This window comes from Acinetobacter sp. CIP 102136 (assembly GCF_000369685.1).
In the GTDB taxonomy this organism is placed as follows: domain Bacteria; phylum Pseudomonadota; class Gammaproteobacteria; order Pseudomonadales; family Moraxellaceae; genus Acinetobacter; species Acinetobacter fasciculus.
Genome location: NZ_KB850138.1, coordinates 1 through 10,442 on the forward strand (window position 1 = coordinate 1; position 10,442 = coordinate 10,442).

12 protein-coding genes are annotated in these 10,442 nt (G+C 36.1%); 6 read left to right on the forward strand and 6 right to left on the reverse strand.

The annotated features are described in order from the left end of the window. Positions 1-321: 321 nt before the first annotated feature. From F893_RS00160 to mobQ, 3 genes are all read right to left on the reverse strand, one after another. Positions 322-846 carry a plasmid replication DNA-binding protein gene (locus F893_RS00160; protein WP_004282096.1) on the reverse strand — a complete coding sequence of 175 codons (525 nt, stop codon included), beginning with the start codon at positions 844-846 and terminating at the stop codon, positions 322-324. A gap of 78 nt (positions 847-924) precedes the next feature. Further along, positions 925-1,854 (reverse strand): replication initiation protein RepM, encoded by a 930-nt coding sequence (gene repM / locus F893_RS00165; RefSeq protein WP_000131200.1) that lies wholly within the window; start codon positions 1,852-1,854, stop codon positions 925-927. 535 nt (positions 1,855-2,389) lie between these two features. Further along, on the reverse strand, positions 2,390-3,826 hold the full coding sequence (gene mobQ / locus F893_RS00170; RefSeq protein WP_004282093.1) for a MobQ family relaxase: 1,437 nt from the start codon (positions 3,824-3,826) through the stop codon (positions 2,390-2,392). 209 nt (positions 3,827-4,035) lie between these two features. Here mobQ and F893_RS00175 point away from each other — a divergent pair, with 209 nt between their 5' ends. The 6 genes from F893_RS00175 to F893_RS00200 all read left to right on the forward strand — a co-directional run bounded on the left by F893_RS00175 (position 4,036) and on the right by F893_RS00200 (position 8,354). Further along, complete coding sequence (locus F893_RS00175; RefSeq protein ID WP_121980254.1) at positions 4,036-4,302, forward strand: mobilization protein; 267 nt, start codon at positions 4,036-4,038, stop codon at positions 4,300-4,302. 14 nt (positions 4,303-4,316) lie between these two features. Continuing rightward, on the forward strand, positions 4,317-4,625 hold the full coding sequence (locus F893_RS00180; RefSeq protein WP_001061745.1) for a hypothetical protein: 309 nt from the start codon (positions 4,317-4,319) through the stop codon (positions 4,623-4,625). A gap of 208 nt (positions 4,626-4,833) precedes the next feature. After that, positions 4,834-6,354, forward strand: coding sequence for a catalase (locus F893_RS00185; RefSeq protein WP_005249302.1), 1,521 nt, complete (start codon positions 4,834-4,836; stop codon positions 6,352-6,354). Between the two features lie 756 nt (positions 6,355-7,110). Beyond that, the gene (locus F893_RS00190; RefSeq protein ID WP_005249304.1) at positions 7,111-7,419 is read left to right on the forward strand and encodes a hypothetical protein; all 309 of its coding nucleotides are present in this window, start codon (positions 7,111-7,113) and stop codon (positions 7,417-7,419) included. 143 nt (positions 7,420-7,562) lie between these two features. Beyond that, entirely contained in the window at positions 7,563-7,952 is a 390-nt protein-coding gene (locus F893_RS00195; protein WP_005249306.1) for a CopG family antitoxin, read from the forward strand. A gap of 54 nt (positions 7,953-8,006) precedes the next feature. Further along, positions 8,007-8,354 carry a hypothetical protein gene (locus tag F893_RS00200; RefSeq protein ID WP_005249309.1) on the forward strand — a complete coding sequence of 116 codons (348 nt, stop codon included), beginning with the start codon at positions 8,007-8,009 and terminating at the stop codon, positions 8,352-8,354. 50 nt (positions 8,355-8,404) lie between these two features. Here F893_RS00200 and F893_RS00205 read toward each other — a convergent pair whose 3' ends face one another. From F893_RS00205 to F893_RS00215, 3 genes are all read right to left on the reverse strand, one after another. Continuing rightward, positions 8,405-8,797 carry a hypothetical protein gene (locus tag F893_RS00205; protein ID WP_155757255.1) on the reverse strand — a complete coding sequence of 131 codons (393 nt, stop codon included), beginning with the start codon at positions 8,795-8,797 and terminating at the stop codon, positions 8,405-8,407. Between the two features lie 101 nt (positions 8,798-8,898). Beyond that, complete coding sequence (locus tag F893_RS00210) at positions 8,899-9,687, reverse strand: hypothetical protein (RefSeq protein WP_034435650.1); 789 nt, start codon at positions 9,685-9,687, stop codon at positions 8,899-8,901. Between the two features lie 11 nt (positions 9,688-9,698). After that, the gene (locus tag F893_RS00215; protein ID WP_005249315.1) at positions 9,699-10,271 is read right to left on the reverse strand and encodes a hypothetical protein; all 573 of its coding nucleotides are present in this window, start codon (positions 10,269-10,271) and stop codon (positions 9,699-9,701) included. Positions 10,272-10,442 lie beyond the last annotated feature (171 nt).

Consider the following 10,442-nt stretch of genomic DNA (forward strand, 5'->3'; position numbering starts at 1 on the left):
AATTTATAAAAATAGAGCCTAAAAAATAACTTACAGGATTAAGTTAAAAAATTATATAAATGTAGTTTTTCTACAATTAACATAATACACCTTATGCGAAATGCGTTAAATTATTTATTTTAAATCAATAGCTTAAATTGTTTTAATCAGCCCAATCTCAGCGGATTGGGCTTTTTTAATGATTTGTCACGTTCCACGCTTAATAAGTGATCAATGTTCCACGGTTTTATTCAGTTTTAATAAACCTCATCCGGTTTTTTGATGAGTCATTATTTCATGTGCTTGCACTGAAATTGGCTCATCAAAAAATTGGAGTCCTGGCTAACCATAAGGAAGGAAAAAACGGCTCAGGAAGCCTCTCTTTTTAGGTTCAGGCTCAACGTGTTCTGGGACAGGGATATGTTTGTTCTCTGGAGTAGTCAATCCGTCATCTTTAGGTGGAACGACTATTACATCTTCCTTCATTTCTACAATGGGAGCTGATTGAGGGAGTTCGAGTTCACTAGGGTCTTGAATCTTTGGTTTGGGTGCTTCCAGTAGACGTTGCATCGTCTCAATTTGATTTTGATAAAAGGATTCACGCTCTTTTGCATCATCAAGCTGATTTTTCAGCATGTCTATCTGTTGCCTAAGTAGTAAAACTTCTGCCGAATTTGGACTGTCTATTTTTACAGACTCTTTTACATCTAGTTTTTTTGAAGGTTCGCCAAAAACACGGATAGCTTCAGCCAGATCAATTTTATTATCAGAATTTTTACTTAAAATTCCTTTCTTTATGTTGTTGTAAATCGTTTGTCTATTGATATTGTAAAGCTTAGAAAGCTCAAGAACTGTAAGGCTTTTCATGCTGTAAATCTATGCCTAACTCTGTCAAAAGTTGTTGTCTATTAGACTGCCTAATAGACAAATGATCAAGTATAAATTTTAGGCAGCTTGATAGCCAACTTTTTGAAGATAAGGGAATAATTCTTGGAATTTTTCACTATCTTGAAGCATTTCAGCAATACGTATAGCGAATTGTGGATAGCTTTCTGTACCCTGAGAATACTTACCCATTTCTGGTAGTTCGGAAAGTTTAGTAGCGAATAAGTGGCGTTGCTTATCTGTCATTCTCGAGAACAGATCAGTTGTATTAGGGTCTCTATTAGTTTCTATAGATCGAATAGTTGCTTTCTTTGGCTTAAAGCTAAAAGAAAATCCTGAGATTGAACGACCTTTTTTATGCTGTTCGTATTTAACAGTTATATCTGAAAATTCGTTGATTTGATCTACTGCAATATCTAAAACACGTCTCTTAAATGCTTCCATTCGAGTGTATTCGTTAACACCTATACCAAGTTGGCTACGAAATTTATTTAATTCATAAACAGGCGTTTTCCCTACAGACTTCCATTGCATTAAGAGCTCATAAAGACGTACTGCATAAACGCTTTTGAAGTCAGCAGTTTTTTTCAAATGATAACTAGTAAAATACTGTTCAAACCCATCTATTTTAGTGACATGTTCAATTACCACACGAGTTAAGGTAACTAAAATTCTTCCTTCACCTTTCCGATAATTAGCATCTTGAATCCAGCGACTTTTTGTTAAAGTTCCATCTTCATTGGTAATCGTAAATTGTCTTTTAAAAAGAGAATCTTCTGCTTCAATTAATGCTAAATAAGCTGCATCTGGAGAAACGTTAAATGCTTTAGCATATCTAAGAGCATTTAATTCTAAAGGTTCATCTGTTGATAATCCTTGTCCAGTCTCACGAGCATCTACAATTGCGAGCTGAAGTAAACGGGTTTCGCTTAAAGTAAGTGTCTGTAAAGCTTGTACAAGTTTATTAGATTTTACGACTAAGTCTGTCATGTCATTCTATTTAGCAACAATTTTATTGTGTTGCTATAACAACATAATAAATATTTGTTGTCAAATACCGAGGAAACGTTGCTATATAACCGAGGAAACGTTGCTATATAACCGAGGAAACGTTGCTATATAACCGAGGAAACGTTGCTATATAAAGCTTGAAAGCCTTATAAATAAAAGGATTCAGTCGAGTTAAAAACATTTAAAAACTTTAAAAATAATTAAAAGCATATTTCATGAAAAATTGCCCTTGGTTTTCGCTTCGCTCAAACTCTATTGAATCTCGCTTTCGCTCGATTCGTCGGGGCAATTTTTGGTTCACGTTTTCGTGACTTTTAGAAAAAGCAAAAGCAACTCGGAATTCGCTTCGCTCATAAGCTTTTTTTTCTCGCTACGCTCGGTTTAGGAATCAAATTTGGAAAGTTCGCACCCATTCGGGATGCTCTGTAAAGCAGGTGATTGATGGATAGGGAGCTTGTAATCAGGGAAAGGGATAAGCAAATTTTTTCAGTTCGCTCGTAGACACTCGCTCTGTTTATCGACTCATGCCACGAGATTTCATTTTTGGCGCATGTTGCTTTGCTTTGAGCTGTTGTTCTTGTCTAAGTTTCATTTGTTGTTCTGCTTTGATCTCATCCACACAGGTTTTGATAGTCCGATAGTTTTTATATAAGTTTTGGTATTGCTCGGCTTTGGCTGGATGCTGCTTTTGGTACTGTTTCCAGGCATGTTCTTTGAATTTTTCGTTTTCCAATAAATCCTTCACACCATTTTTTTTCTGGTATTCATGTCTGCCTTTCAGTTGTTTATGTTCTTGGTAAATCGCATCACGTTGGGCTTCCCAGGCTTTTTTTCCAAACAGTAAGGGTTTGTTCTTGGTTAATTCGTTGTGTTGATCCACCAGGCTTTGCAATTTGTCATGACTTTGTTTGAGTCCGCTTTTCACGATGTCTTGGGCGAGCTGCTGACTAAACTCGTTTTTATGCTGTTGCATCTTACCCAAGGTGTTTTCTGCCTTTTTAAAAACATCCTGCATAAAATCCAGGTCTAGATTCGCCTCTTTTGCGCTGATTTCGCGTTTTAGCACTTTGCCAAGGGTTTCCCTCTGTTTTTCCTCAAACAGGGCTTTTTCGTCAATTGGTGGCGTTTTAGCACTATTTTCAATCTGAGTTTGCTGTTCTGTTTTCAATGCACTGAGTTTTATCTCGTTTTCAGCAATCAGCAGGTCCATATTTTTGCCGTATTGCAGCTGAGCCTGATTTCTTTCTTTGATTTCATCATTGGTTCGGCTGATTTCGGTTTCGATGCCTCTTCTACGTAGTTCGGTGACTTTCGGTCCTTCGTGCAGGGTGGCTTCCAGGCCATTCTCTTGGTCTTTGTAGCTACGGTGGTCGACCCGGGCGGTGGATCCGGCCAGATCCAGGTGCATATTGCAGATATCGGCAAAGTGTTCGCGCCAGTGCTCGATTTCTCCACTGTGTTTCTGATCGAGCTCCCGGGTTTTCTCTGTAAAACCTTCTGGAGTGAGTTTACGTGTGCTCATTAGGATATGGGCGTGATAATTGCGCTCATCACTGCCGGATCCGGTATGCGGTGCATGGATACAGGCATCGACTGCTACCTGATGTCTTTTCACGATGCTGGCACATAATTCTTCGAGCATGGCCAGACGTTGTTCCTGGTTCAGTTCACTTGGAAAGGCAATTTCAAATTCCCGGGCTACAGTCGAGTTTTTTCGAGTTTCCCTTTGTTCAACTTCGTTCCAGAGTTTTTCCCGATTTTTTAAATGTTCTGGTGCGCCTTCGGGTAAATAAATTTCTTTGTATTCCACACCAGTTTTTCGGCTGTAGTCATGTTCTCGGCCTTCACGTTCACAATAGATCTTTTCACCTGCCCGATAGGCAATCGCAGCAGTGGCGGAACGCCCTGCGGATCGTGCTACGGTTTTGACTGAAAAGTGGTAAATCGCCATGTCTATTTTTCGCTTTTAAATTTTCACGTAGTGAAATACAACCGTGAATACGGTTGTCGGGGTATTGGGGAGACCCCAATCGGACTTGCAAACGAAGTTTGCATAAGTGCGCTCTTCGAGGAAAACATTACTATACATATAGCACCTTGAATGCATATTCAAGTGCGCTTATGTTAGGGATGGTTTCCCAGGATGATGGTATTGGATTAATGAGTATTACTGAAACACTAGACAGCAAGATTAAGGCACAGGAAGAAAAGCTAAAACAGTTAAAGGCTCAAAGACAGGCAGCACTAGCAAGAGAACGTGCTAAAGAGAAACAACAGACTCGTAAAGATGATACTAGACGCAAAATTCTAATCGGATCCTGTATGCTAAAAATCACTGAAGAAGATGAACAGGCACGGGCTAAATTGATCGCTCAGATGGACCGGTATTTGACGGATGAAAGAGACAGAAAGTTATTTAATCTTTAATGTAGAACTCTAATATGAATAATTTATCAATAACTTCTCCCAAGGCTCCCTTGATTAAATCTTGGTTTGGTTTTGTCTTAGGTGCAGCATCTGTTGCTATAAGTCTATTTGGCTTATCCAAGAGTTTTGATTTAGCCGGAATTTTAAGTACTTTGGGTTTTTTATGTTTTTGGTATCCTTGGAGTCAAATGACTGGTTGGAAGGATCCAATAAAGAACTTTTTCAAAGTAGATGATCAATCAATGAGTAAATCATGCATCTACTTAACATTGATCGCCACAATACTACTTATAACTTCTACCGTGATAACTTTTATTAATTAAAATTCTAGGAAATATCCATTTATTTGGCTTTATACAAAGTGAGGTTTTTACCTCACTTTTTTGATTGCGTATAAGAGATTTTATGTTAAATCAGTTGGCTATAAATTTTCAAAAATATCCTTAGTTTAATATTTTAATAAGCAAGTAAAGGGTAAGATAGGATTGAAAATCTTAAATTTCTGCATTAAAAGAAACGGGAGTTAATAGTATGAGTCAAGACCCTAAAAAATGTCCTGTTACCCACCTGACTACTGAAGCTGGTGCCCCTGTGGTCGATAATCAGAACAGTATGACGGCAGGTGCGCGTGGACCTTTACTTGCCCAAGATTTATGGTTGAATGAAAAATTAGCAAACTTCGTCCGCGAAGTGATTCCAGAGCGTCGTATGCACGCTAAAGGTTCAGGTGCTTTTGGTACCTTTACCGTGACCAATGATATTACCCAATATACTCGCGCTAAAATTTTCTCTGAAGTTGGCAAGAAAACCGAAATGTTTGCGCGTTTCTCAACGGTGGCGGGTGAACGTGGCGCGGCCGATGCAGAACGTGATATTCGAGGTTTTGCCCTGAAATTCTATACTGAAGAAGGCAACTGGGATCTGGTCGGCAATAATACCCCGGTGTTTTTCCTGCGGGATGCCCGTAAGTTCCCTGACCTGAATAAAGCAGTCAAACGTGACCCGAAAACCAACAAGCGCAGTGCCACCAATAACTGGGATTTCTGGACATTATTGCCTGAAGCCTTGCATCAGGTGACCATTGTGATGTCGGATCGCGGTATTCCTGCTGGCTACCGTCATATGCATGGTTTTGGCAGCCATACCTTCAGTTTTATCAATGCCCAAAATGAACGCTTCTGGGTGAAATTCCATATGCGTACCCAGCAAGGCATCCAGAACCTGACCGATGCTGAAGCAGCAGATTTGATTGCTAAAGATCGTGAAAGTAGTCAGACTGACTTATTTGATGCCATTGAGCGTGGTGAGTATCCAAAATGGAAAATGTACGTTCAGATCATGCCGGAACTGGAAGCTGAAACAGTTCCTTATCATCCATTTGACCTGACCAAAGTCTGGCCGAAAGGTGATTATCCACTGATTGAAGTCGGTGAATTCGAACTGAACCGCAATCCGGAAAATTATTTCCAGGATGTAGAACAGGCTGCCTTTGCACCAAGCAATCTGGTACCGGGAATTAGCTACTCACCGGATCGTATGTTACAGGCGCGTCTGGTGAACTATGCTGATGCAGCACGTTATCGTGTTGGTGTAAATCATTCACAGGTTCCGGTCAATGCTGCACGCTGCCCTGTAAACTCTAATCGTCGTGATGGTCAGGGCCGCATGGATGGCAACTATGGTTCATTGCCACATTATGAACCGAACAGTTTTAACCAGTGGCAGGAACAACCTCAGTTTAAAGAACCAGCATTAAAGATTACCGGTGATGCTGATTTCTGGGACTTCCGCGAAGATGACAATGACTACTTCAGCCAGCCCCGTGCCCTGTTCAATTTGATGAATGATGAGCAGAAACAAGCATTGTTTAATAACACGGCCGCAGCGATGGGTGATGCGCTAGATTTCATCAAATACCGTCATATCCGCAACTGTTATGCTTGCGATCCAGCTTATGGGCAAGGCGTTGCTAATGCCTTAGGTATGACTGTAGCAGATGCTCAAGCGGCACGTGAAACAGATCCTGCTAAAGGTTTACCAAGTTTTCTTTAATGTGGAAATTTGATTTAGATAGTTAATAAAAAAGCCCGACATCCTGTCGGGCTTTTTCATATCGGGGTGCTCGTCTTACTGATCTCGTGCTGCCCATTCCTTGCGCTATTTTCTTATTCTTGTTTTCTGGAAACATCCAGTTCCCTTATGTATTCATCATAGGGCTAATGCTTTGGATTACTAATCCGCAAAAACATTAAATCTGTGTAAGTTTTAGCTTACAAAGTTGGCCTATTTTATCCCAAGAGTTGTCCGCAGAAATTGGGGATTATTTCTGAACTGTGACCCTTGAGAAATCAGGAAAAAATGCAAAAACGAATGTTTTTTGATCAACTTTATTGGCTAAAAGTTACAGTTTTGCTTAAAAAGAAACCGACTTGTTTCCAAGTCGGTTGAACGAGAACGTTCCAGAGGGTATGAATAACGATAAGATACTGATCTTAAAGTAATATTAAAAATACGTTTCGTATAAGCTCTATTATGTTAAATGGGTGGATATTTAGTGGAAAATTCAGATTTCGAATAAGAGATTTTATGTTAAGTCAAAAAATATTTTTAAAAAAAGTTGAACAGCAGAGAAAAAGAACGTATATATATTTTGTATATACAATATTTTATATTTTTTGCTGTAAATGACTAATTTACAGCCAATAATTCCCGGTGTTTAATTGACTATTTAACTAAAAAAGTAGATATTGATATACATATTGTATATACAAAATGTATATATATTCTCTTTGAGGAGTGTTAGTATAAATGTCCGGTGAAAATGATGACCCATTCTTAATTTCAGCTCGTGTGCGACAAAAGTTAGCAGACAAGCACAATGTAGTACCCGCAGAAGTAGAGCAATGCTTTCTTAACTTTAATGGTAGCCAGTTTTTAGAAGATGAACGTGAAGAACATCGAACTGATCCTTCAACAAAATGGTTCATTAGTGAAACGGATTCGGGGCGGTTATTGAAAATATGTTTTATGTTTTATGAAGATAGACAAAAATTTGCAATTAAATCAGCCTTTGAGCCTAATAAGGCCGAAATTGAAATGTTCTTCAAAGCTAAATAACTTAAAAGACACTCTAAAAAGTGATGTTGCACACTTTTTAGAGTGTCTTAGAAACTGAACAAAAAACTCTTCAGTTTTATCCATTCCAGAAGCACTTTTACAAGTGCCGTGTAGCTAACACGATTAAATAGTTAGGTAGATATATGAAAAATAAAGATCAAGTTCAAGTAATAGAGTCTCTTGAGCTAGATGATGCAAATCTATGGGAAAGTAGAGAATTGGGAGCAGATCCTAATTTTTCAAAATCTTCCCCCGTTCCTGCAAATTTTCATGAAATTTTAAATAAATCTAGCAATATGCAGATGATCTCTATTCGTTTGCCGAAGGATTTAATTACCGATCTAAAAGAGATTGGCTCAGCTCAAAAATTAGGATATCAAGCATTAATGCGTGAAGTTCTTAAAAGATTTGTGGATGCTGAAAAAAAAGTAATGTATCGAGAACTCATGAAAGCTAATGAAGAGCTTGAAAACAAGTTGCATGAGGCAGAACAGCTTTTGAAACAGCATCGAAAAAACCATAAAACGGCTTAAGTTAGAAGAAGAACTTTAGCCTTAATTTAAAAAATTAAATTTAGGAGGAAACATATGGAAAATAGTAGTTCAAAAGATAAATCAACAGTATATGGCGCTATTGGTTTAGCTGTTTTTTTAATATTTTTTGGAATTTCTTATCTAATTCCAAATTTCCTTCCAGAAGGATCTATGTTTATTGTAGCTGGTAGTTTGATCCTTTTAGTAAATTTGGTTAAGTCATTAAAAGATCTTGATTGGGATGGATTAGAAATATTATTCGGTATAGCTTTTTTAATTTCAGGGTTAAATAAAGTACTTAAATTAGAAATAAGTTTTGTACCCGTTGTCATTATTATATTAGCTATATTTTATTTGTTTAAAAATATTAAAAAGCTAAAAGATGGACAAATATTTAGTTAGATATAGTTGTCATCTTCTTAAATAAAAACCCCGATAGAATGTCGGGGTTTTTATTTTAAACGTCTTAATCCAAATGGACTGAAAAAATAAGATTTTGAAAGAGTCAATATAGTTAAAAATGTTGAGACAACTAACATTTCATAAATGTTATTTTCTTTATAACTAATTTTAGCTAAAAGTGAAAGGCTATAAATAACAATACCATAAGCAATAAAAGCAACAATATAGTTTATATTTTCATATAAAAATTTGGTACTTGAAGAGCGAACTTGATTTTTAGATAAGCTAATTTTTTTATAGTTATAAGCTAAGATACAGCTTGCAGCGAAAAAAATTAAAAGTGCATTTAACAAATTTTTAGCTCCAGAGATAAAAATAATATCATTAAGAACAAAAATAAGTTTTTGGAGAAAATAATTATTTATGATTGTGATACTGCTCATTGAAAATATTATTTGTCATCAAAAAATTAGGGATTTGTATAAGAGATTTTATGTTAAATAAAAAAGACACCAGATAGATGGTGTCTCAGATTATTAATTATTTATTGTGGATATAACTTATAACCCTCAACATTCTTACTTAATTGTTTAGTTCTAAAGCTAATTGCACCATTTTGACTTGATGGCCACTTGCCTCGTAAAATATCATCAATAAGAATTAAATTTGTTCCACCAGACAGTTTACTAGCTGTCCAAACACATCTTCCAAATGCTTTTACATGTTTTTTTGCTACTTTTCTTACCATAGCAGGACCACATGCCATTCCAATTCCTATATCAAGTGGCGGTAAATTGTATCTACTCTTTATCTCTGAATTTACGATAGTTCTAACCATTTCCATACAACCAATTGATGCATAATAAGAGTTATATAAATCATCATCGTTTAAATAAGGGAAAAAACCTAAAACACCATCACCTAAATATTCTGTAACCGAACCGCTGAAATGATCAATTACTACTTCCAAACTTGGTAAAAGTGCTGAAGTTTCATAAAAAACCCTTTGAATACCATTAACTCTAGCATCAACTAAATTTGTACTTAAGCGTTGTGTGGACTTCCTGATATCACAAACTAATGCAATAAAATCACTGATTTTTGCCTTATCTACCAAATCATGTCCTGGAATGTTTGAAGGTATTGCACTATCAAGTATCACTAAACTTTCATTTCTATTTTCCAAAGAGGCCGATTTTTCGACAAGCTTTTGTCCTGCTTCTGTATATTCCCACTCATTTTCCGCTTCATCTAAACTATAACGACAAACAGTTGTTACTTTGTTTTGTAGTTGGATATATTCTAGTTGGGTTAAACCTAATAAATGATTCAATTCTTTTCTCTCTATTTCACAATAATCACTGCTAACCAAATTACAAAACTTATCACCACCCAAAATACTGTAGTAAAAAGAGCTTTTTGTAATCTCTTAATCTTTAAGTCTCTAATAGAAATTAACTTCATACGTTCAAATAGCAATTCATCTTTAATATTTTCACTAGTCAAAGAATCCACATAATTTTTTTCTTGGACAAATTTGGTAGAAGTTTTTGGAATATGTAAAATATTAAGTGCTGACCAAAAACCTAATTTGGAGAATAGATATCCACCAAAGAAAAAACCTTTAGGATGATTTTGATAACCATCAAAATCAATCGAATCTTTTGGATTATTTAAAGGAAAAACTGAAAATACTAAAAGTAAAAGACCAATTGTCCATAACATAAAATCAAATATGATTAATAGTAGCCAAAAATCATGATGCTTAATTAAAGTATGTAATCCAGCTGTGATTTTATCCATTTGACTCAATGGCAGACACAGAAAAACAAGAAAAAATCCAGCTTTAACGTCAATAGCACGAACAGTGAGTTGCGTATCAATAATACTTTCTCGAAGTAGTTCTTCTTGATTCATCCTCCCCCCCAATTATAATTTAATAAAAGCTATATATTTGTTCTTTAAAATAAATTTCAAGCACTTAAATAAGAATAATTTATAAAAATAGAGCCTAAAAAATAACTTACAGGATTAAGTTAAAAAATTATATAAATGTAGTTTTTCTACAATTAACATAATACACCTTAT

Excerpts from the sequence above, each read along its gene's own strand:
- F893_RS00160 (WP_004282096.1), bottom strand. The coding sequence starts at position 846 with ATGAAAAGCCTTACAGTTCTTGAGCTTTCTAAGCTTTACAATATCAAT.
- repM (WP_000131200.1), bottom strand. The coding sequence starts at position 1,854 with ATGACAGACTTAGTCGTAAAATCTAATAAACTTGTACAAGCTTTACAG.
- mobQ (WP_004282093.1), bottom strand. The coding sequence starts at position 3,826 with ATGGCGATTTACCACTTTTCAGTCAAAACCGTAGCACGATCCGCAGGG.
- F893_RS00175 (WP_121980254.1), top strand. The coding sequence starts at position 4,036 with ATGAGTATTACTGAAACACTAGACAGCAAGATTAAGGCACAGGAAGAA.
- F893_RS00180 (WP_001061745.1), top strand. The coding sequence starts at position 4,317 with ATGAATAATTTATCAATAACTTCTCCCAAGGCTCCCTTGATTAAATCT.
- F893_RS00185 (WP_005249302.1), top strand. The coding sequence starts at position 4,834 with ATGAGTCAAGACCCTAAAAAATGTCCTGTTACCCACCTGACTACTGAA.
- F893_RS00190 (WP_005249304.1), top strand. The coding sequence starts at position 7,111 with ATGTCCGGTGAAAATGATGACCCATTCTTAATTTCAGCTCGTGTGCGA.
- F893_RS00195 (WP_005249306.1), top strand. The coding sequence starts at position 7,563 with ATGAAAAATAAAGATCAAGTTCAAGTAATAGAGTCTCTTGAGCTAGAT.
- F893_RS00200 (WP_005249309.1), top strand. The coding sequence starts at position 8,007 with ATGGAAAATAGTAGTTCAAAAGATAAATCAACAGTATATGGCGCTATT.
- F893_RS00205 (WP_155757255.1), bottom strand. The coding sequence starts at position 8,797 with ATGAGCAGTATCACAATCATAAATAATTATTTTCTCCAAAAACTTATT.
- F893_RS00215 (WP_005249315.1), bottom strand. The coding sequence starts at position 10,271 with ATGAATCAAGAAGAACTACTTCGAGAAAGTATTATTGATACGCAACTC.